Origin of the sequence: Methylobacterium sp. Leaf466, from assembly GCF_001425565.1 — a bacterium.
Taxonomy (GTDB): Bacteria; Pseudomonadota; Alphaproteobacteria; order Rhizobiales; family Beijerinckiaceae; genus Methylobacterium.
Window position 1 is genome coordinate 117,500 of sequence record NZ_LMRC01000023.1, and the last position, 22,014, is coordinate 139,513.

Consider the following 22,014-nt stretch of genomic DNA (forward strand, 5'->3'; position numbering starts at 1 on the left):
GACGATGACGGACACAGCGACCGTCCTGCGTCACCCGCTCTGGCTCCGCTTGACCCATTGGGTGAACGCGGCCGCTTTCCTGGCGCTGGTGGTCAGCGGCATCGCGATCCTGCTGGCGCTGCCGCGCCTGTTCTGGGGCGAGACCGGCGCCAACGGCGCGCCCGCCGCCTTCGACCTGCCGCTGCCCGTCAACCTCGAACAGACCGGCTGGGGCCGCAACCTGCATTTCCTCGCCGGCTGGGTGCTGGTGCTCAACGGGGCGGTCTACCTCGTCACCGGCGCCCTCACCGGCCGCCTGCGCCGCGCGGTGGTCCCCGACCGCGACCAGATCGCCCCCGCCCGCCTCGCCCGCGAGATCGCCGACCACGCCCGGCTCACGCCCGCCCGCGGCCGCGAGGCGCTACGCTACAACGCCCTGCAACGGATGGCGTATTTCGGCGTCATCGCGGTCCTGATCCCGACCATGATCCTCTCCGGGCTGACCATGTCGCCCGGCGTCACCGCCGCCTACCCCGAACTCTTCACCCTGTTCGGCGGCCGCCAGTCGGCCCGCACCGTCCATTTCATCGCGGCGTGCCTGCTCGTCCTGTTCCTCGTGGTCCACGTCGCGCAGGTCTTCGTCGGCGGCGCCCGCAACCTGATGCGGTCGATGATCACCGGCCGCTTCACCGTCCCGCCGGAGCGTGCCGATGCCTGACCCCTTGCTGTCGCGCCGGCGCCTGCTCGCGGGCGCCTCCACCCTGGCCGGCGCCGGCCTGCTCGGTGGATGCGAGGCGCCCGTGCTGGGCCGGCTCACCAGCCCCTACGACCTCAGCAACGGCCTCACCTTCGCGGTCCAGCGCTGGCTGCTGCGCGGCCAGCCCCTGGTCCGCGAGTTCGGCCCCGAATCGATCTCGCGCGTCTTTCCCACCATCAACACCACCGACCCGGACAACGCCGACTACCGCCGCTCGAAGGCGCAGGCGTTCGCGGATTGGCGCCTCCCGGTGGGCGGCCTCGTCGAACGCCCCGGCGCCTTCTCGCTGGCCGAGCTGAAGGCGATGCCGGCGCGCACCCAGATCACCCTGCATGCCTGCGAACAGGGCTGGTCGGCCATCGCCGGCTGGACCGGCGTGCAGCTTCCGCACCTCCTCGCCCACGTCGGGCTAAAAGCCGAAGCCCGCTTCATCGTCATGCGCAGCGTCGACGGCTGGTGGGACAGCTACGACCTGTTCGACGCCCTCCACCCCCAGACGATCCTGGCCTACGGCATGAACGGCGCCGATTTGCCGGTGGCCCACGGCGCCCCCGTGCGGCTGCGGGTGGAACGCCAGCTCGGCTACAAGAGCCTCAAGTACCTGTCGCAGATCGAGGCGGTGGACCGCATCGACGGACTGGGCCAGGGGCGCGGCAGCATGGTCGCGGAGCTGGGGTTTCCTTGGTACGCGGGGATTTGATTTCTGAAAATTGACAATTATTTAATAGCGCAGCGCCCATTTGCTTATTTCGGATATTTTTCAAATTATTCATATTATATTTAAAAAAATTGTAAATAAATAAAATTTATCAATTTAAGCAGCAATTTTTATATTTTCTTCCACTTCCGCATGGGCAACGCTCATTTCGTCCGACCTTATGTCTTTGAAGATTTGCCGATAGTGTTGATAACGGCACCATTGGCACCCTCGCCCAAGACTTCAGGGCCTTCTCCATGTCTGCATCAATATTCCATTTCTCTTTTATAGCGAAAATTCTTCTAATTGCTCCGGAGCCCGGCGAAAGCAAAACTCCGTACCAAGAATCTGACTTTGTATCATACTTTCTCAATCTACAGTGAAGCGATAAAATTTCCTGCGCAGATAAATCTGAGTGCGCGTTAACATGAATAGTAAAACCAGATTTATCGATCTCCGAAGGAACCGATAAGTCATGGCTTGTGTTATTAAATAGCGCGGATTTAATAATTTTATTTAGACCGTTATTGATATGGCTTGCCGCATCCGAACTTGTTTGTAAAAGCAACATTCCAAGATCAACTAATTGTGGCGCCGCACTTAGTTGGATTTCGGAAAGCAATTTTCCAATTGGAGTGTTTTCGAAGCGTGTCAGAATCGCGTTTGGATTTTTGTCACCAGGAATTCCAAGCCTCCGTGCTGACATAGCTATATCGACACAACTGGCAAAATCATCTGCTAAATTTACTAAATTGTATTTATCTTCGAGCCATAGGTTATGCTTTAAATGATAGCCCAGCGCAACAATTTCATTAGATATAACTATATTTTCGTTAAACCTTGTGCGTAATGTCAAGTAATTTAAAAATTCTAGTGGATTATCTAAAATCTCAGATAATGTGTCCATAAAGAAAATATCCGAAACTATTGGCGGTCTTATAAATTCATTTGTATCTATATTCAGAAACTGCCGTGCTTGCATTGCCAGTGCCGGGTAATGATCAGATAGTATACAAAATGGAAAGATGATTGTTGGTCTTTCTTCAAGAATTATTTCACTGCCCGAATTTGAAATTAATTTGTATTCACCATCAAGAATTGCACTTGAGCATGCTAAAGCTTGGTCATAAGCCTCGCGGATTGCTTTTTTGAAGTCGCTTTTTAATTGTTGATCGTTACCTTTGCGCGCCTCAATAGTAAGACACTTGGATTTTGTTTGCGCAACAATCGCCCTGGAACCATATATAACTAAGACATCTATCTCCGCAAACCGATTTTTTCCTTTATAAATATTTACATTTTGATAAACATTTTGTGCGCCAAACACATGCGATAAACGATCAGCTAGAAACTTTTCCGCGAAGTATCCACGGTTTCGAAAAGCTGTTGCGCTATAGGATTTATCGCTGCCCATCCAAAAAAACGGTGTTTCGCTTAACGCTTCAAGTAAACTGTAATGCTGAAATGAAATATAGTAATTATCTGAAAGTTTTATAATAGGCGTAGAATTAGCCTCATTGAATGCGCTTATGCTTGAAAAGGCAGCGTTCCTTTTTTTACGATCGCTACAAAAAGCATTGATCACACATTCGATTGTTTGACTATTAATTCCTGTCGATTTCTCTAAATATTCTAAGGAGATAAAAAAGCAGTGTAAACAAGAATCTACATATTTAGACTGAAGCGTCGTAGTTATTTGATTGGCTTTCATTTTTTGAATTTGCTGTTTACCGATAGCTTTGAAGACTACACATGCCTCGTCAATCGTGAACCCAAAATTTATCCTAAGCCATTCATTATCACAAGAATATTTCAACCTTGCAATATTCTCGTACTGAAAATTATAGGCCGATTCTCCGCTATAAAAAATTGGCTCCCGCAAACCTTGGGCAGTACTAAATGGATCACTTCGATCCATGTTATCCAAATTGCCACTTATCGATTGGAATGCTTTTGTCCAGGGCTTCTGCATGCTCAAATGAATCTCATGCAAAAGAGCCTCAGATTCTTCGATATAATTTCTAACAATTTTAGGATGAGGAGTGCTAGGATCAATATCTTCTTTCAAAACTAAGCCAATCAGAGTTGATATCTCTGTTGTAAGCAATCTATTAGGTGAATATTGGCTCTGTAAATCATTTTCAGTAATTTCTTGGCCGAAGTATTTAATCAGATTATCTCTCCAGCAAAAATAAGCAATGGCGTGTATGTAACCGGCAGAGCAGCATAATTTTTTGAGATCGTCAAAAATTTCATTTTCAGGGCGCGCCGTAAGTGGTGTAAGATCTTTGTTGTGCATTTCCAAAGCCTATCAATTGTTTGATTGATGCTCGATAAGAAAAATATTCTTAATTATATTAAATTTTTATAGTGTGTTACGATTTATTTTAATTGAACATAGCTTTTTGTTTCGAATAGTAACATATTTCGATAAAATTTGTGCTTTTTTAATTGAAGCAGTACTACTAAGATTATTCTCTGAATTTCACCCCTTCGGCAACATCCGATCACTGATGATCCGCTTCTGGATCTCGCTCGTCCCCTCGAAAATCGTCGTCAGCCGCGCATCGCGCCAATAGCGCTCCACCCGCCGCTCGGTGGTGTAGCCGTTGCCGCCGTGGAGTTGCATCGCCTGGTTGGTGACGCGCACGGCCATCTCGGTGGCCAGGAGCTTGACCATGGCGGATTCGCTCTCGGCCGGCTCGCCCTCGTCGAGGAGGTGGGCGACCTGTTGCCAGTAGGCGCGGGCTTGGTTCACCTCGGCGGCCATGTCGGCGAGCGCGAAGCGCAAGGCCTGGAATTCGCCGATGGGGTGGCCGAACTGCTCGCGCTCCTGGAGGTAGGCCTGGCTGTCCTCCACCGCCGCGCGGGCGACGCCGACGGCGCGGGCGGCGGTGTGGACGCGGGCGATGTTGAGGCCGCGCTGCACCGAGGCGAAGCCGCCGGAATCGGCATCGGCGCCGCCGTCGCCGTAGAGGCCGGTGAGGCGGTCGCCCTCGGGCACGCGCACGCCGTCGAGCGCGAGTTCGAAGGTGAGGAAGCCGTGGTAACCGATTTTGTCGATGACATGGCCGGTCATCCCCTCGGGGAAGGTGCCGGGCTGCTTGACCACGAGGAACGGCTCCAGCCCGGCCGAGCGCGGCTCGCCCTCCTTCGGGTCGCGGGTGCGGGCCAGGACCTCGACGAAGTCGGCCGCCAGCGCGAAGCCGGCCCAGCGCTTGGTGCCGGTGAGCACCCAATGGTCGCCGTCGCGCACCGCGCGGGTCTGGACGCCGGCCAGATCCGAGCCGGCGGTGGGCTCGGACAGCGCGATGCCGCCGATCCATTCGCCGCGGGCGGATTTGCGCAGGAGGGCGATGCGGCGCTCGTCGTCGAGGGTCTGGGTGCCGAGCCCCTGGCCGCGCGCCAGGATGCTGCCCACCGAGAGCCAGGCGCGGGCGAGTTCCTCGGAAACGAGGCAGTACTCGAACACGCCGAGCCCCATGCCGCCGTGCTCCTTCGGGATGGTGAGGCCGAACCAACCTTTTCGCGCCATCGCGTCGATGAGGGAGCGCGGCATCTCGGCCTTCTGCGGGTCGAGCTCGTCGGCGATCGGCATCACCACGTCGGCGGCAAAAGCGCGGGCCTCCGCCTGCAGCGCGACCCGTGCCTCCGTGCGCCAGGGCGAATGCAACTCCGGGGGGCGAGGCGCGTAGCGCTCCGGCTTCGACATGTATCCTCCAGATTGTTTTTTTGACGCGACAGGTGCAAGCGCCGAGCTCGCCCGTCGGTTCCCGCGTCAGGCCAGGGCGTCGAGGGTGGCGATCACGGAAACGGGCGGGAAATCGGGATATTCGTCCGCCAGGCCGGCCCGGTTCACCCAGATCGCCTGGAACCCGAAGGCGGCCGCGCCGGCCACGTCCCAGCGGTTCGAGGAGACGAAGCGCACCGCCCCGGGCGCCACCCCGAACCGTTCGGTCACGAGGGCGTAGGCCGCCGGCGCGGTCTTGAAGGTGCCGGCGGGCTCCACCGAGAGCACCGCGTCGAGGCGCGCGCCGATGCCGGCGGCGTCCACGGCGCGGGCCAGCATCGCCGCGTCGCCGTTGGAGAGGATGGCGGCGCGCCGCCCGGCCGCGCGCAGGGCATCGAGGGTGGCGGCGACCTCCGGATAGGCGTCGAGATCGCGGTAGGCGTCGAGGAGGCGCGCGCGCAGGCCCTTATCGACGGCGGGGTGCCGGGCGAGCGCATGGTCGAGGGCCCGCTCGGTGAGGGTCCAGAACGGGCAATAGCGGCCCATCAGGGCATGGACCCAGGAATACTCGAGTTGCTTGGCCCGCCAGACCTCGGAAAGCCTCGCGGCGTCGGGGCCGATGGCGGGGGCGTGGCGGGCCACCGCCGAATGGACGTCGAGCAGGGTGCCGTAGGCATCGAACACCACGAGCGGGGTCTCGGTCATCATCGTCTCCTCAGGCGCAGGCCGCACAGGCGCAGGGTCGCCAGCAGCAGCGCCCCATAGACAACGCTGCCGGCGAGCCCGAGGGCGGCGAGGACGGCCAGATCCCGGAACCCGAGGCCCGCCGGCATCCAGCGCTCGGCCAGCGGCAGGCCGTAGACGGCGGTGGCCGTCAGCCCGAGGCAGGCGACGGCGACGCCGACGAGGGTGATGCCGAAGGTCCGGTCGGGCGCGGTCCATCCCCGCCGCCAGGCGAGGCCGACGAGGAGGGCGAGGTTGACCCATTGGCCGATGGCGGTGGCGAGTGCCAACCCGGTGACGCCGTAGGGACCGGTGAGCACGATCTTGAGGCCGACGTTGATGGCGATGGCGGTGAGCGAGGCATAGAGCGGCGTCGTCGTGTCCTGGCGGGCATAGAAGCTCGCCACGGCGCTGCGCACCAGCACCACCGCCGGCAGGGCCAGCCCGTAGGCCGCGAGCACGGAGGCGGCGCGCGCCGCATCCTCGCCCGAGAAGGCGCCGCGCTGGAACAGGGCGGTCATGATCAGGCCGGGGATGACCAGGAAGGCGACGGTGAAGGGCGCCGAGAGGGCCAGCGAGAACCCGGCCGCCCGGTTCTGCGCCGCATGGGCGCCGGCCACGTCGCCGCCCGCGATGCGGCGGCTCATCTCGGGCAGGAGCACGGTGCCGGCGGCGATGGCGATGACGCCGAACGGCAGCTGGTAGAGCCGGTCGGCGTAGTACAGCGCCGAGACCGCGCCGGTGGCGAGGTAGCTCGCGATGATGGTGTCGGCGAAGGAAGCGATCTGGAACCCGGCCGAGCCGATCACCGCCGGACCCAGCACCGTGAAGAATTTCTTCATCGCCGGATCGGTCAAGGACGGGTTGCCCAGGCCCGGTGCGATGCCCGCCCGGCGGCAGGCGGCCCAGACCAGGGCGAGCTGGAGCACGCCGGAGACCGCCACCCCCCAGGCGGCCGCATGCGCTACGCTCGGGAACAGGAAGGCGAGGCCGAGTGCCGCCAGCATCGAGAGATTGAGGAGCACCGGCGCGCCCGCGGCCACGGCAAAGCGCCGGTGGGCGTTGAGGATGCCCGAGAGCAGCGTCACCAGGGTCATGCACAGCAGGTAGGGGAAGGTGATGCGGGTGAGCGCCACGGCGAGGTCGAAGCGGGCGGGGTCGTCCGCAAACCCCGGCGCCAGGGCCCGCACCACGAACGGCATGGCCGGCAGCGCCACCGCGAGGAGAACGATTTGGCTCGCCAGCATCAGCGTGAAGACGCGGGTGGAAAAGCGCCGGGCGGCCCCCGCCTCGGCGGTCTCCGACAGGCCGGCATAGGCCGGCACGAAAGCGGTGTTGAAGGCGCCCTCCCCGAAGATCGCCCGGAAGTGGTTGGGCAGGCGGAAGGCCACCACGAAGGCATCGGCGACGGGGCCCGCCCCCATCACCCCCGCCATCACCACGTCGCGGGCAAAGCCGGTGATCCGTGAGACCAGCGTCCAGCCGCCGACGGAGAGGATGGAGCGAATCATGGGCGGCCGATCGCGAGGAGCCGGGGCGCGGACCCGACCCGCCGGAGGACGGGCCAGGCAGGCCTGGGCGGGGCCGCTGGTTAGCACGATCGCTTTCGGGAAGACGACGGGCTTCGCGACCGCGCCGTCGCGGCCCGGGCACCGGCGCGAGCGGCCGGTCGCTCGACGATCACCGCTCCTTCAGGCGGCGGTGATCGTCGCGTAGAGGGCCAGCAGGTCGTCGCCCTGATCGGCGGCGGTCCGCTCGGGAACCTCCAGGGGAGGCGGGCTTCGGCCGAAGCGATCCGGATCGGCGTCGATGCGAGCCAGGACGTCGCGCAGGGCGTCCGGGTGGCCGACGTCGATCCGGAAGCCGTCGACGCCCTCCCTGATTCCGGTTCCGATCCCACCCCGGTCGCTGGCGACGACCCAGAGACCCGCGGCCCTGGCCTCGCGGGTGACGAGACCGAAGCTCTCCGGCCAGATCGAGGGCGCGAGCAGGACATCGAGGTTGGCGTAGGTCTCCGGGACGCGGTCCTGCGGGATCTGGCCGATGATCCGTACCGGCGTCTGGCCCCAGATCTCGGAGCGGACGTCACCGGTCGGCCGGGCGTGGTCGACGATGGTGAGATGCAGGTTCGCGAAGGCCCCCGCACGCAGAACGACCTCGATGAGCGTGGCGCCCTTGTGGGTGCTGCGTCCGCCGATGTGTCCGAGGCGGACGGTTCCCTTCGGACCCGCCACGCGCGGAAGTCGCGTCATGGACGGCACCCCGTTTGCCAGGACGGCCGTCCGGGGATGGCCGGCGGCACGATAGATGTCGGCAAAGCTGTCCGACACCGCGAGCAGAGATCGCGCATCGTCCAGCAGCCCGGCCAGAGCCCGGCGCCGGGCCAGGGAGGCGAACGGTCCGTGTGCCGGGTCCATGGTGCTGGTCAGATGGTCGGACGTCGGTGCGTGCACCTGGCCGTCGTCGTCGACCAGGAACTGGAAATCCGAGATCCACCACGCGTCGTGCAGGGTGATGACGTAGGGGATGGCGCGCGCCCGGACCGCTTCCACGATCGTGCCGGTGAGCTGCTGAATGCAGTGCAGATGGACGAGGTCGGGCTCGAAGTCGTCGAGGAGCCGATCGAACGGCGCCCGCATCTCCGGGTTCAGGGGACGCCAGTCCATGTGCATCGCGCGCGGGGCCGCGATCCGGTAGATCGGGACGCCGCGGTAGTTGTCGATCCGTGTCCCGTAGACCGGGTCGGCGCCGGTGTCCGTCGCGGCCACGGCAAAGTCGAAGCGGTCGCCGGCGTGGTCGAGGAAGTGGTCGAGATTGTTGCGGGCCACACGGGTCGCACCGCCCACGAGCTGGGGCGGGAAGTAGACGTTCACGAGGAGGATTCGCGGCTTTCGCCCCGGAACCCTGCGGTACGGCGGCGGCGGCGTCTCCGGGCGCGGCAGGAGACCGTCGGCCGGGCGCTTTCGCGACGACGGCGCAGGCAAGGCCTCGGACAGCACCGCCACGGCCTGATCGAGCCCGTACTCGGACGCCGCCTTGGCGCGGGCGCGGCGGCCGATCTCGCGCCGCAGGGCGACATCCTTGATCAGCCGTTCGAGAGCGCGCGACCAGTCCGCCGCGGTATCGGCGAACACCGCCGTCTCCCCGTCGACGAGGAGTTCTTTGTAGGTCCGCGTGCCCGAAACGATGGAGGGAACGCCGCACATGGCCGCCTCCAGCCATTTGATCTCGCTCTTGGCATCCGCCATCGGCGTCTGCGCCAGGACGGCGAGATTGATGTCCGCGCCGGACAGGACCTGCCAATAGGCGGCGACATCGCTGGAAAATCCGAGCTGCCGCACCCGGTTCGCGAACGGCGCGAAACGCGCGTCGAGGTGGAGGTATCCGGCGATGACCAGCCGCACCCGAGGATGGCTGGCCAGCGCCTTGAGCAGTCCGGGCGCCGCAAGCTCGGTGAAGTCGCGATTGTGCGCTTTCGTCCCCGTTCCATAGAAGATCGTCAGCGCATCCTCGGCGTAGGGCACCCAGGACTTGTCCAGGAACGGCGCGTTACGCCGATCCAATCCGTTGCGCAGGACGTGGCACACGCCGGTGCGCAGGTGGGGCCGCATCGCCTCGGCCAGGGCCGGCGTCGAGGCGATGCCGGCGTCGCACATCTGCAAGGCGTAGCGGAAGAGCGGCACCCCGTACTGGAGGGAGACGTAGTCGTGATGGCTGATCTGCCCCTCGAAACTCTCGAACGGATCGGGGTAGACGCTAGGCTCGAAGATCAGGTCGTCGATATCGTAGATGGTCGGCACGCCGAGGGCGCGGGCATAGAGGATCGCGTGCACCGTGCCCGGAAGGGCTGGAACACGGTAGAAGACGACCGCCGCCGCCCGGTCGAGGCTCGGCCGGCAGCGATGGACCTGGTCTTGCGCGAAGAGCTCGACCTCCCATCCGCCGGCCGCGAGTTGCGCGCACTTCTGCACGACCCGGTAATGGTCGCACTGGGGAAGGTCGCGGTTGGCCACGAGGACGATATGGCCTTTCGGCGGGGCCGGGCGTCGTCCGGGCAGCGGATCGACGATTTCGATCATCTTCGCGATGAGATCGAGGCAGGCGACGAGATGGGCGTCGGCCTCCCGTCGTTTTCCGACGAGGTAGAGGGCGCGTGCGTCGGCGCTGGCGATGTCGAAGACCCGAGCGATCGTTCGATGGGCCGCGGCCAGCCATATCGCCGATCCCTGACACGTCTTCGCGGAGTGCACGAGGAGATCGAGTGCCGCCCCGATCCCATTCGGCGAGGAGGTGAGTCCGTCGACGGCGTGGATGTGGCTCCAGATATTGGCGTCCGATGCGTCGACGGTCACCGCCAACACGTACGCGCTGGTCGATTCGGCCGGTTGCCCCAGATTACGCAAGACGTCGCCGCGGCAGTGGTGGATCGAACTGTTGGCTGGATCGATTGTCAGAGCCTGGTCGCAAGCCTTGAGCGCGATATGAAAGTTGCGTCGGATATTGTGATAATCTGCCAGTTGTTTGAGCAGCTTTGCGATTCCGTTGCCGCGAAGGGCGGCGATATCGCGCGAAAATCCGTGTTCGAAAAAGTGCACCAGGGCACTGAATCGATCTGAAAAGACATGTCCGTCGGCGTTTTTGATGATCGTTCGATACAGATTTTCATCGAAACACGGAGGAAACGTACTTTCCCCGATGATGTTGACCAGAGCCGCACCTTCATTGCACGCGATTCCGTCGACGATCCCTTGGTTGAGCCAGGCCCGATAAAGGTCTGCGTCGGAAAGAGTTTCGAGGGAAGCCGGAGCTTGAGACCGATAGAAGACGGGATCGAACCTCAACTGCATGGCAATGGGTGCGAGTCGGTCCACCCCGTGCGTGAGGAACAGCTGGATGCCGTCGGTCCGGGAGAAGGGGACACGCGGCAGCCATCCGGCGTTGAGGATCGTGAATTCGTACAACATGAATCGGTCGAGCCAGGGGCCCAGCGTCATCCCGGCAGCGGCCAGGATGTCGGCGAAGCGCAGGTGCGGCCCGGCGATCGCGTGTCCATGCTTGTCGCGCAGGCTCTTCAGGTCGGCATCGTACGATTCATGAAGAATGACACCGTATTTTCTTTCCTCGAACTGCCCGAAGCGGAGATAATGCTCCTGCAATCGCCACGGTTCATCGAGATTCCTTAGATCGTTATGCAAGAGCTTGTAGTGGCCGGGAACGAAATCCTCCGGCAGGGGGCCGAATTGATCTTCAAGTGATGCGATGAATGCATCGGCGCTGGCAAAGCGCCCCTCCGACAATCCACTGGCCTGATAATGCTTGATCAACGCCGCGTCGTCTGGAAGATCCTTGAGATCCGCATAATAGGCGCGGTAAAATTTACAGTCGATATCGACGGCGGCAACAGCGGGGACGTCTTGCCGAGAAGAAATACGCAACTTGTTTCGTATCTTACGAAGCGCGTGCAGCATTCGACTATCCCACCCTCTAATCAATCGCCGACACAATGATTTTCAATTCAGCTTTTGGTCCGACCCGCAAAACGGAGCGAGAAACACCGATAAAAACTGCATTGATGCATTAAAAGACAGTTAGAGCGTGCCATACACGAGCAAAGCGCAATCGCCAAGACCCGATACATCATGGCAGACCAGACAGATCCGAACGGCTCGCCCAGATCTTGACCGACATAGGCCTGACATATTGCCGACGTCCACAGTCACCGACACGATCAGGCAGCCAAAAATCCGATTTCCGCAGATCGTATCGCCACCTCCCCCGCACAATGACACCGACCGATCTCGATAAGCTGCGCGCGATACCTGGATCTCGGCCTCGCGAAGCGTGTCCGAAGAGCAATGCCATTCCAGTCGACACCGGCACGCAGGCGGAATTGCACCTTTCGCGTTACAAGATCGATATTATACTAATCCAGGTTGCACGGAGTTTCTCGAGATCCCTCGGTATCTCTGCGCATGCTCGCCGGCCTTCGCGGAACTCCCTTACGTCGCCGATGTGTCCGTCCGAAGACTGGGTCCTTGAAGCAAGGACCGCTCCACTCACACCACCACGGTGATCGCCCGCGCCGCCCGGGTGAGGCCGGTGTAGAGCCAGCGGGCCCGGTGCTCGCGGAACGCGAAGGATTCGTCGAACAGCACCACGTCGTCCCATTGCGAGCCTTGCGCCTTGTGGACGGTGAGGGCGTAGCCGTAGGTGAACTCGTCGGTCTCGCGCTTGAGGGCGAAGGGGATCTCCTCCTCCGAGCCGGCGATGATCGCGCGCAGGACGGTGATGTCGATGGGGCGCCGGCGCAGGGCCGGGTCGTCCTCGGGCACCACGTCGAGGCGGATCGCGTCGGGGCGGGCGGCGCCGCGCAGGGCGTGGACGGTCCAGGTCGAGCCGTTGAGGAGGCCCTTGGTGCGGTCGTTGCGCAGGCAGACCAGCTTCTCGCCCACCGCCGGCATCGGGTCGGTATGGCCCGCGAGCTCCCGCAGGCGGTTGTTGTAGAGGCGGCGCGTCTTGTTCATGCCGACCAGCACCTGGTCGGCCTCCAGCACCAGGGTCGGGTCGATCTCGCGGCGCGAGACCACGCGGCTGAGGCCGTACGTGCCGATGGTCAGGCGCCCGCCCTCGCGCACCGTCATCGCCATGCGCACGATCGGGTCGTCGGCGGCCTGGCGATGGACGTCGGTGAGCATCACGTCGGGTTCGGCCTCGGTGAAGAAACCGCCCCCGCGTACCGGCGGCAGCTGGGCCGGGTCGCCGAGCACCAGCACCGGCTTGTCGAAGGACAGGAGGTCGTTGCCGAGGTCGGAATCCACCATCGAGCATTCGTCGATTACCACGAGGTCGGCCTTGGCCACCGGCCCGGCCCGGTTGAGGGTGAAGGCGGGGCCGCCGTCCTCGGTCTCCTTGGTGCGGTAGATCAGGCTGTGGATCGTCGCGGCGTCGTGGCAGCCGCGGGCGCGCATCACCGAGGCCGCCTTGCCGGTGAAGGCTCCGAACACCACGGGCCCGTCGACGTCGTCGGCGATGCGCCGGGCCAGCGTGGTCTTGCCGGTGCCGGCATAGCCGAACAGCCGGAACACCTGGGCGCCGCCGCCCTTTCGCCAGGCGGAAATGGCCTTGAGCGCGTCCTCCTGCTGGGGGGCGAAGCGCGTCGGGAGATCGGTGCCGCTCATGGGGCCGGGGCGCCCGCCGCCTTCGTGCGGCCGCGCACGCCGCGCGAGGCAAGGCTGCGAGATGCGCTCGCGGGACACAAAGAAGCAACGAAGGCGGTCGAGGATGCCGACGGCCGCGGTGCGCGTTGCCCCGTCGCCGAGGAGATCGCACCATGGGTGTCGTCGTCGAGATCGATCCGGCCTCCGGTCGCGCCCAGGGTCCCGCCCCGATGACGGCTGAGGGCCACGCCGCCCGGATGCTGGCGGATGTGGAGATCGCCCGGGCCCGCCTGGAACTCGACGCCGTGGCGGGGAAGCCGAGCGATCCCCTCGCCCTCGAGATCCATGCGATCCGCCGTGCCCTGGCGCGCCTCGACATCACGCTGCACACGGGCCTGGGGCCACGCCGGTAGCGGCGGCGGTCGGCGCGGGGCTCCTGCGACCATCGCGGCTTCGATCCGCCGAACGGTTGCGGACGGACGCGCGGCGCGAGGCGAAGCAACGATGGTCGTGGGGACCCTCACGGCCAGCGCACGGTGGGGGGCAGCGACGACAGGATCGAGGCGACGTTGCCGCCGGTCTTGAGGCCGAAGATGGTGCCGCGGTCGTATAGCAGGTTGAACTCGACGTAGCGCCCGCGCCGCACCTGCTGCTCGAGCCGGTCGGCCTCGGTCCATGCCTCGGCGAGGTTGGCGCGCATGATGGCCGGATACGCCTTGAGGAAGGCCCCGCCGACGTCGCGGGTGAAGGCGAGGTCGGCGCCCGGGTCTCCGGTCCAGTGATAATCGTAGAAGATGCCGCCGATGCCGCGCGGCTCGTTGCGGTGCTTGAGGTGGAAGTACTCCTCGCACCAGGCCTTGTAGCGGTCGTAGTCGGCGGCCGGGGCGTGCGCATCGCAGGCCGCCTTCATGGCCGCATGGAAGGCGAGGCTGTCCGGGTCTTCCTGGTTGCGCCGGCGCTCGAGCACCGGGGTGAGGTCGGCCCCGCCGCCGAACCAGGCCTTTGTCGTCACCACGAACCGGGTGTTCATGTGCACGGTGGGGGCGTTGGGGTTCCACGGGTGGGCGATCAGCGAGATGCCGGTGGCGAAGAAGCGCGGGTCTTCGGCCGCTCCGGGCATCTGCGCCCGGAACTCGGGCGCGAACTCGCCGTGCACCGTCGAGATGTGGACGCCGGCCTTCTCGAACACCCGGCCCTTGAGCATCGCCATGGTGCCGCCGCCGCCGTGCTCGCCGGTGTGGTCGGTGCGCGTCCACGGCGTCTTCACGAAGGTCCCGGGCTCGGCGGGCGCATCCTCGTGGAACGGCCCGGTCGCCTCCGCCTCCAGCGCCTCCAGGGCGGCCACGATCCTGTCGCGCAGGGTCGCGAACCAGGTCTGGGCCTGCCCCTTGAGGGCGGTCAGATCCGCGTCGGGGAGCGTATGGGCGGCGAGGTCTGGCTTCGTCATGGACCGGGATGTCCCATCCCCTCGCGCAGGCGTCAATCGCCCGACAGGCGCCGGGTCAGGGCGGGGCCGAGGCCGATGCTGTCGAGGGCGAGGGCGAGGGCGGGGGTGGACGGCCGTCGGTCGCCCGACGAGGCCGCTGCGATCGCCGCCTCGGTGCCGACGGCGACCGAGCAGAGGACCGGCACCGGCACGTCCGCCTGGATGCGCGCCGCCAGACCGGCCAGCGCCGCCCCGCCGAGGATGACCACCCCGGCATCGTCCTCCTCGGCGCACCTGCGGCAGGCCGCGGCCAGGTCGGCCAGCGCCGCGTCGGGATCGTTCGCGATCCGGTCGCCGGTGGGCGCGATGGTTCGCACGCCCGTGAAACGCTCCCCGAGGCCGAGGCTCCCCACGAATTCGGTGAGCATCGGCGCCCACGCCGCTCCTCCCGTCACGATGCCGAAGCGCCCGCTCGCGGCGGCCTTGCCGCACGAGGCCTCGGCCATGCCCACCACCGGCACCGGCGAGATCTCGCGCAGCGCCGCCAGCCCCGGATCGCCGAAACAGGCGAGGTAGACCGCGTCGCAGCCTGTGACGTGCTCGGCCAGGGCGTCGAGGGCGGCGTGCCCGGCGATGCAGGCCGCCGCCCGGCTGGCGATGTAGCGCGCCCCGAACCGACCGGTCACCGGCACCACCTCGGCGCGGTTTCCCGCCACCTGTCGGACATGGGTCGCCACGAGGTCGGTGACGGAGGCGAGGGTGTTCGGGTTGATGACGAGGATGCGCAAGGGAAGACTCCGGCTCGCTCGGGCGGGTCAGGCAGGCGTCGTGCCAGGGACCGGTCGCGTCATGATCCCTCGCGCCCGCTCCCCGTCTGCCGGATCGCCTCCCCCACGATCATGCCCGCGCAGACGGCGACGTTGAGGGAGCGCAGCCCGGGGCGGATCGGGACCACCACGCGGGCGTCGGCGTCGGCATGGACGCCGTCGGGCACGCCGGCCGATTCGCGGCCCATCAGGATGCAGTCGCCGGGAGCGAAGGAGAAATCGGTGTAGGGCAGCGCGCCGGCGGTGGTGGCGAGCACGAGCCGGACCCCGGCCTGCTTGCGCCATTCCGAGAAGGCGGCCCAGGAGCGGTGCCGGGTCAGGGCGACGTGGTCGAGGTAGTCGAGGCCCGAGCGGCGCAGGTGCCGGTCGGAGACGTCGAACCCGGCCGGCTCGATGATCTCGACGGCGACACCGAGGCAGGCGGCCAGCCGCAGCATCGTGCCGGTGTTCTGCGGGATGTCGGGCTGGTAGAGGGCGAGACGGAGCATGGCTGCCGGTGGGTCCGCGGGAGGATGCGGCATCGCCCCCCGCTTGGTCCTTCGTCAAGGCGGCCTATATCGCATTGCAGCATCCACATCTGGCAGACCCGCATGTTCCTCGACTGGCTCGAGCGCCGCATCGACCCTTTCGCGCCGTTCGACGAGGAGCGGATGCCCCCCAAGAGCGTGACGGGGTTCGCCGGCTTCTACCTGCGGCCGATCCGCGGCGCCCTCGTCGTCCTGTTCGTCATCGCCCTCGTGGCGGGCGTCGTCGAGGCCTCGCTCTACCTCCTGATGGGGTGGTTCGTGGATCTGCTCGCCACCGCCGACCGGGCGACCCTGCTGGCCGACCACGGCGGCGCCCTCGCCCTGGCCGCCGCCATGGTGCTGGTGGTGCGCCCCATCTCGATCTGGCTGCACGAACTCGTGTCCAACCAGCTCATCGTGCCCCAGGCGACCAACCAGATCCGCTGGCGCACCCACCTCTACACCCTCGGCCACTCGCTCTCGTACTTCCAGGCGGATTTCGCCGGGCGGCTCGCCAACCGGGTGGTGCAGGTGGGGCCGGCGGTGCGCGAGCTCGCCGTGGTGTTCATCGACACGCTCCTCTACGTGGCGATCTACGCGGTGACGGCGATGGGGCTGTTCGGCTCGATCTCCCTCTGGCTCGCCCTGCCGGTGGTGGTGTGGGTGGTGGCCTACGGCCTGCTCACCCGCTGGTTCGTGCCGCGCGCCCGCTCGCGGTCGCTGGCCACGGCCGACACCCGCTCGGCGCTGATTGGCCGAGTGGTCGACAGCTACACCAACATCCTCACCGTCAAGCTGTTCGCCCGCACCCGCGAGGAGCGTGCGGCGGTGCGCGGGGCGGTGGACGTCCACACCAAGGCCTACCTCCACCAGTTCCGCCTCGTCACGCTGACGACGACGATGCTGGGGCTCCTCAACAGCCTGCTGATCGTGGCCATCGCCGGCATGTGCCTCGTGCTGTGGCAGCGGGGCGGGCTGACCACCGGGGAAGGGGCCGCCGGCCTCGCCCTGGTGCTGCGCCTCATCGCGATGTCGGGCTGGGTGATGCAGACCGTGCGCGGCATCTTCGAGAACGTCGGCGTGATCCAGGAGAGCATGCAGACCATCGCCCGGCCGCACGGCATCGTCGACCGGCCCGCCGCCGTGCCCCTGACGGTGACGGGCGGCGAGATCCGGTTCGAGGACGTCGGCTTCCACTACGGCCGGGGCGACGCCAGCATCATCGACGACCTCAACTTTCGCATCGCTCCGGGCGAGAAGGTCGGGCTCGTGGGCGTCAGCGGTGCCGGCAAGACCACCATCACGTCGCTGCTGCTGCGCCTGCACGAGGTCGAGAGCGGGCGCATCCTGGTCGACGGCCAGGACATCGCGCAGGTCACCCAGGATTCCCTGCGCGGCGCCATCGCCATGGTCACGCAGGACACCTCGCTCCTGCATCGCTCGATCCGCGACAACATCGCCTACGGCCGGCCGGACGCGACGCAGGAGGAGATCGAGCGGGCCGCCCGCCTGGCGCAGGCCGACGTGTTCATCCGCGATCTCGTCGACCACAAGGGCCGCACCGGCTACGACGCCCAGGTCGGCGAGCGCGGCGTCAAGCTGTCGGGCGGCCAGCGCCAGCGCATCGCCATCGCGCGCGTGCTGCTCAAGGACGCGCCGATCCTGATCCTCGACGAGGCGACCTCGGCGCTGGACAGCCAGGTCGAGGCGGCGATCCAGGACAGCCTCGACACGCTGATGGCCGGCAAGACGGTGCTCGCCATCGCGCACCGGCTCTCGACCATCGCCGCCCTCGACCGCCTCATCGTCATCGACAAGGGCCGCATCATCGAGGAGGGCCGGCACGCCGACCTGGTCGCGGCAGGCGGCGTCTATGCCGGCCTGTGGCGGCGCCAATCGGGTGGCTTCCTGCCGGCCCGGGATGCGACGTTGAGGGATGCCGCCGAATAACGAAGGGATTTCGAGAATAATATTGTATTCAACTCTACTCGACCTGAAAGCGGATGGCTTTATTCGAGCGCCATCAATGACTTGGGCTGAGAGAAGACAGTAAGCAACTTAAAATTAACCTATGTTTGCGAGGCTGCCGGGCGTTAAAGACACCGAAGGCGCGGCAGGGTCGATGCTTCTCTCAACGTACCGTCGATCCCATGAGCAGAAGGCCTGGCTCAGCGCCATCGACAGATCGCGCGGAACGATCGAGTTCGCGCTGGATGGGACCATCCTCAACGCGAACCGCAACTTCCTCGCCGTCGTCGGCTACGGCCTCGACGAGATCCGCGGGGGACACCACCGGATGTTCGTCTCCCCCGCCCATGCGGCGAGCGCGGATTACGCGGCGTTCTGGGAGTCGCTCAGGGCCGGAACGTACCAGTCCGCGGAGTACGAGCGGGTCGCCAAGGACGGTCGCACGATCTGGCTGCAGGCGACCTACAACCCCATCCTCGACCGGCGCGGCAGGCCGGTGCGCATCGTCAAGTTCGCCACCGACATCACCGCCCAGAAGCGGCTGAGCGCGGAGTTCCTGGGCGAGACCCAGGCGATCGGCAAGTCGCAGGCGGTGATCCATTTCGACCTCGACGGCACGATCCGCGAGGCCAACGCCAACTTCCTCGGTGCGGTCGGCTACACCATCGAGGAGATCCGCGGCCGGCATCACCGGATGTTCGTGGGGGCGGCCGAGGCGGCGAGCCCGGAGTATGCCGATTTCTGGCGCCGTCTCGCCGCGGGTGAGTTCCAGGCCGCCGAGTACAAGCGCTACGGCAAGGACGGACGCGAGATCTGGCTCCAGGCCACCTACAACCCGATCCGGGACATCGACGGACGGCCCTTCAAGGTCGTGAAATACGCCTCCGACGTGACGCGGGACAAGCTGGTGCGCGCCGACGCGTCCGGGCAGCTCGCCGCGATCAACCGGGCCCAGGCGGTGATCCAGTTCGATACCCAGGGCCGCATCCTCGAGGTCAACGAGAACTTCCTGAACGCCGTGGGCTACGGCCGGGAGGAGGTCCTGGGGAAATCCCACAGCCTGTTCGTGGCGCCCGACTACGCCGCGAGCGACGGGTACAAGGCGTTCTGGGACCGCCTGCGCAGCGGCGACTTCGTCGCGGGCCTGTTCCAGCGGATCGCCAAGGACGGTCGCCCGGTCTGGATCCAGGCGAGCTACAACCCGATCTTCGATCCCGACGGGCGGCTGATCAAGGTCGTGAAATTCGCCACCGACGTCTCCGCCAGCATGACCGCGCGGAAATCCGCCATCGATGCCGCCGACCGCACCCTCGATAACGTCCAGGCGGTGACGACCTCGGCCGAGGCCATGAACACGGCGGCCCTGGCGATCTCGCAGACCATGGCCCGGTCACGGGCGGCGGTGGACGAGATCCACGGCCGCACCCACGAGGCCGACGCCGCCACGGCCCGCCTGCGCACGGCCGCCCAGTCGATGGGGAACGTGGTGCAGCTGATCACCGACATCGCCGAGCAGATCAACCTGCTCGCCCTCAACGCCACCATCGAGGCGGCGCGGGCGGGTGCGGCCGGGCGCGGCTTCGCGGTCGTCGCCGCCGAGGTCAAGGGACTGGCCAGCCAGACGACGGCGGCCACCGCCAAGATCGCCGCCGACATCGCGGGCATGCAGGACGTGTCGGACGCCGTGGGCGGACAGCTCGCCTCGATCACGGAATCCATCGGCACCATCCGTGGCTTCGTGGCGGAGGTCGCCGATTCCACCGACGCCCAGAGCGAGGCGACCGGCGAGATCCTGAAAAGCATGCGCCAGGCGTCCGGGGGCGTCTCCAGCATCAGCCTCAGCCTCGACGACTGGACCGCGGGCATCGAGGAGCGGCGCGCCGATCACCGCACCCGCGTGCTGATGCCGGCCGCGATCCTGGCCGCGGGTCGGACGATCCAGGCGACGGTCAGGAACCTCTCGCGCACGGGCGCCAAGCTGCACGTGTCCTCGCCGGACGCGGTCCCGGACCGGTTCGACCTGCACGTGGAGGAGACCGGGCGACGGATGAGCTGCGCCGTGGTCCGCCGGGCGGCGGGCGAGATCGGCGTCCGCTTTCTCTGATCCGGTTCGTCCGCCCTGCGTCGCCGTCCCGCCCCGCGACGACGGCGCGGGCCCGTCTTGACTTCTGGTGACGTGCGGTCGCATTGCACGAAATCGCGGGATGGTGCTTTCCTCCCGCGACGTTGCTTCCGGGGCGACGGTTGTGCGATGTCGCGGTGGCCTCACCGGCCCGCGCCTCCCTCCTCCGATCCGGCGCCCTCCGTAGACCTGGAGTCTCCACCTTGGCGAACACCGTGCCGACACCCGACACCGCCACCGGCGCAGCGGACGGCTCACGTCGTGACTTTCTCTACCTGGCGACCGGCTCGGCCCTCGCCGTCGGCATGGCGGCCGCCGCGTGGCCGTTCGTCGCGTCGATGGCGCCCGATGCCGCTACCGTGGCGGCCGGCGCCCCCCTCGACGTCGACCTCGCCCCGATCCAGGACGGGCAGATCGTCAACGTGTTCTGGCGCGGCAAGCTGATCTTCGTCCGGAACCGGACCGAGAAGGAGATCAAGGAGCTCTCCGAGGTCAAGCTGGCCGACCTCATCCAGCCGCAGGCCGATTCTGACCGCGTCAAGGAGGGCCACGCCAAGTGGCTCGTGGTCTACGGCAACTGCACCCACCTCGGCTGCGTCCCGATCGGGCACCAGGGCCAGTACGATGGCTGGTCGTGCCCTTGCCACGGCTCGCTGTTCGATGCGTCCGGGCGCGTTCGCCGCGGCCCGGCGCCGTCCAATCTGCCGATCCCGCCCTATGTGTTCGAGGGCGACACCAAGATCCGCATCGGCGAAGAGGCCGGGAAAGCCGTCGCCTGACGCCACGTCGGTCGTCCGATGCCACAGTCACAGCATTTGAGCGGGTAGCCTCATGAGCGCACACGGCACTGCCTACGTCCCCAAGAGCCGGCTGGCGAAATGGTTCGAGACGCGCCTGCCGCTGGTGGGGCTCGTGCATTCGTCGTTCGTGTCGTTCCCGGTCCCGCGGAACCTGAACTACTTCTGGACCTTCGGCGCGATCCTGATGCTGATGCTGGGCGTCCAGATCGTGTCGGGCATCTGGCTCGCCATGCACTACGACCCCTCGGCGACCGCTGCGTTCAACTCCGTCGAGCACATCATGCGCGACGTGAACTACGGCTGGCTCCTGCGCTACATGCACGCCAACGGCGCCTCGATGTTCTTCGTGGCGGTCTACATCCACATGTTCCGTGGGCTCTACTACGGCTCGTACAAGGCCCCGCGCGAGGTGCTCTACATCCTCGGCGTGATCATCTACCTCCTGATGATGGCCACCGCCTTCCTCGGCTACACCCTGCCGTGGGGCCAGATGAGCTACTGGGGCGCCACCGTCATCACCAACATCCTGGCAGCGATCCCGGTGGTCGGCGACACCATCCAGAGCCTGCTCTGGGGCGGCTACTCGGTGGGTAGCCCGACGCTGAACCGGTTCTTCTCCCTGCACTACCTGATGCCGTTCATGATCGTCGGCGTGGTCGTCCTCCACGTCTGGGCGCTTCACGTCACCGGCCAGAACAACCCCACCGGCATCCCGATCAAGTCCGGCAAGGACGCGGTGCCGTTCACACCCTACGCGACGATCAAGGACGTGTTCGCCGCGACCGTGTTCATGGTGTTCTTCGCCTACTGGATCTTCTACCAGCCGAACTACCTCGGCCACGCCGACAACTACGTGCCGGCCAACCCGGGCGTGACCCCCAAGCACATCGTGCCGGAGTGGTACTTCCTGCCCTTCTACGCGATCCTTCGCGCGGTTCCGGACAAGCTCGGCGGCGTCATCCTGATGTTCGGCGCGGTGCTGATCCTCGCCTTCGCGCCCTGGCTCGACACCTCGCGCGTGCGCTCGGCCAACTACCGCCCGATCTACCGTCAGTTCTTCTGGCTCTTCGTCGTCGTCTGCATCGTGCTGGGCTGGCTCGGCGCCAAGCCGCCCGAAGGCGGCTACGTCATCGCCTCGCAGATCTGCACGTTCTACTATTTCGCTCACTTCCTCATCGTCATGCCGCTCGTCGGCCTGTTCGAAACACCGAACCGACTCCCCGGCTCGATCCTCGAGAGCGTGACGGGGCCGGGCAAGCAGGTCCACGGCGGCTCGGGCATGCCGGTGGGCGCGGCCGCCGCACCACCGTCCAAGGGCTGAG

General features: G+C 65.2%; 16 protein-coding genes. 7 read left to right on the plus strand and 9 right to left on the minus strand.

Annotated features, from left to right (window positions below):
- The first annotated feature begins 4 nt into the window (after nucleotides 1-4).
- A complete protein-coding gene (locus ASG59_RS10140) occupies nucleotides 5-697 on the plus strand; it encodes a cytochrome b/b6 domain-containing protein (RefSeq protein ID WP_244475690.1) in 693 nt (230 codons plus the stop codon).
- Entirely contained in the window at nucleotides 690-1,436 is a 747-nt protein-coding gene (locus tag ASG59_RS10145) for a molybdopterin-dependent oxidoreductase (protein ID WP_056408896.1), read from the plus strand. Before ASG59_RS10140 ends, ASG59_RS10145 begins: the two co-directional genes overlap by 8 nt.
- A gap of 109 nt (nucleotides 1,437-1,545) precedes the next feature.
- Here ASG59_RS10145 and ASG59_RS19915 read toward each other — a convergent pair whose 3' ends face one another.
- The 6 genes from ASG59_RS19915 to ASG59_RS10170 form a co-directional block, all read right to left on the minus strand.
- The gene (locus ASG59_RS19915) at nucleotides 1,546-3,732 is read right to left on the minus strand and encodes an NERD domain-containing protein (RefSeq protein ID WP_082528733.1); all 2,187 of its coding nucleotides are present in this window, start codon (nucleotides 3,730-3,732) and stop codon (nucleotides 1,546-1,548) included.
- A gap of 186 nt (nucleotides 3,733-3,918) precedes the next feature.
- A complete protein-coding gene (locus ASG59_RS10150) occupies nucleotides 3,919-5,145 on the minus strand; it encodes an acyl-CoA dehydrogenase family protein (protein WP_056408714.1) in 1,227 nt (408 codons plus the stop codon).
- A 66-nt stretch (nucleotides 5,146-5,211) separates the two neighbouring features.
- On the minus strand, nucleotides 5,212-5,868 hold the full coding sequence (locus ASG59_RS10155) for a haloacid dehalogenase type II (protein ID WP_056408715.1): 657 nt from the start codon (nucleotides 5,866-5,868) through the stop codon (nucleotides 5,212-5,214).
- On the minus strand, nucleotides 5,868-7,397 hold the full coding sequence (gene murJ, locus ASG59_RS10160) for a murein biosynthesis integral membrane protein MurJ (protein WP_056408717.1): 1,530 nt from the start codon (nucleotides 7,395-7,397) through the stop codon (nucleotides 5,868-5,870). Before murJ ends, ASG59_RS10155 begins: the two co-directional genes overlap by 1 nt.
- 180 nt (nucleotides 7,398-7,577) lie before the next feature.
- Nucleotides 7,578-11,354 (minus strand): glycosyltransferase, encoded by a 3,777-nt coding sequence (locus ASG59_RS10165; protein WP_082528721.1) that lies wholly within the window; start codon nucleotides 11,352-11,354, stop codon nucleotides 7,578-7,580.
- Nucleotides 11,355-11,942: 588 nt separating this feature from the next.
- Nucleotides 11,943-13,064 (minus strand): ATP-dependent RecD-like DNA helicase, encoded by a 1,122-nt coding sequence (locus ASG59_RS10170; RefSeq protein ID WP_056408721.1) that lies wholly within the window; start codon nucleotides 13,062-13,064, stop codon nucleotides 11,943-11,945.
- A 152-nt stretch (nucleotides 13,065-13,216) separates the two neighbouring features.
- Here ASG59_RS10170 and ASG59_RS10175 point away from each other — a divergent pair, with 152 nt between their 5' ends.
- Entirely contained in the window at nucleotides 13,217-13,456 is a 240-nt protein-coding gene (locus tag ASG59_RS10175; RefSeq protein WP_055879532.1) for a hypothetical protein, read from the plus strand.
- A gap of 107 nt (nucleotides 13,457-13,563) precedes the next feature.
- Here ASG59_RS10175 and hemF read toward each other — a convergent pair whose 3' ends face one another.
- Genes hemF through ASG59_RS10190 form a run of 3 tightly spaced genes read right to left on the minus strand, consistent with a single transcriptional unit; the run spans nucleotide 13,564 to nucleotide 15,784 of the window.
- Nucleotides 13,564-14,490, minus strand: coding sequence for an oxygen-dependent coproporphyrinogen oxidase (hemF, locus tag ASG59_RS10180; protein WP_055879536.1), 927 nt, complete (start codon nucleotides 14,488-14,490; stop codon nucleotides 13,564-13,566).
- A gap of 32 nt (nucleotides 14,491-14,522) precedes the next feature.
- Nucleotides 14,523-15,257 (minus strand): aspartate/glutamate racemase family protein, encoded by a 735-nt coding sequence (locus ASG59_RS10185; protein ID WP_056408723.1) that lies wholly within the window; start codon nucleotides 15,255-15,257, stop codon nucleotides 14,523-14,525.
- 59 nt (nucleotides 15,258-15,316) lie between these two features.
- Nucleotides 15,317-15,784 carry a tRNA (cytidine(34)-2'-O)-methyltransferase gene (locus ASG59_RS10190; protein WP_055879543.1) on the minus strand — a complete coding sequence of 156 codons (468 nt, stop codon included), beginning with the start codon at nucleotides 15,782-15,784 and terminating at the stop codon, nucleotides 15,317-15,319.
- 102 nt (nucleotides 15,785-15,886) lie between these two features.
- On the opposite strand from ASG59_RS10190, the gene ASG59_RS10195 reads away from it, so the two are divergent.
- From ASG59_RS10195 to ASG59_RS10210, 4 genes are all read left to right on the plus strand, one after another.
- Nucleotides 15,887-17,752 carry an ABC transporter ATP-binding protein gene (locus tag ASG59_RS10195; RefSeq protein WP_056408725.1) on the plus strand — a complete coding sequence of 622 codons (1,866 nt, stop codon included), beginning with the start codon at nucleotides 15,887-15,889 and terminating at the stop codon, nucleotides 17,750-17,752.
- 172 nt (nucleotides 17,753-17,924) lie between these two features.
- On the plus strand, nucleotides 17,925-19,874 hold the full coding sequence (locus tag ASG59_RS10200) for a PAS domain S-box protein (RefSeq protein ID WP_056408727.1): 1,950 nt from the start codon (nucleotides 17,925-17,927) through the stop codon (nucleotides 19,872-19,874).
- A gap of 221 nt (nucleotides 19,875-20,095) precedes the next feature.
- Complete coding sequence (gene petA, locus ASG59_RS10205; protein ID WP_244472229.1) at nucleotides 20,096-20,671, plus strand: ubiquinol-cytochrome c reductase iron-sulfur subunit; 576 nt, start codon at nucleotides 20,096-20,098, stop codon at nucleotides 20,669-20,671.
- Nucleotides 20,672-20,723: 52 nt separating this feature from the next.
- Nucleotides 20,724-22,013, plus strand: coding sequence for a cytochrome b N-terminal domain-containing protein (locus ASG59_RS10210; RefSeq protein ID WP_055879554.1), 1,290 nt, complete (start codon nucleotides 20,724-20,726; stop codon nucleotides 22,011-22,013).
- Nucleotide 22,014 lies beyond the last annotated feature (1 nt).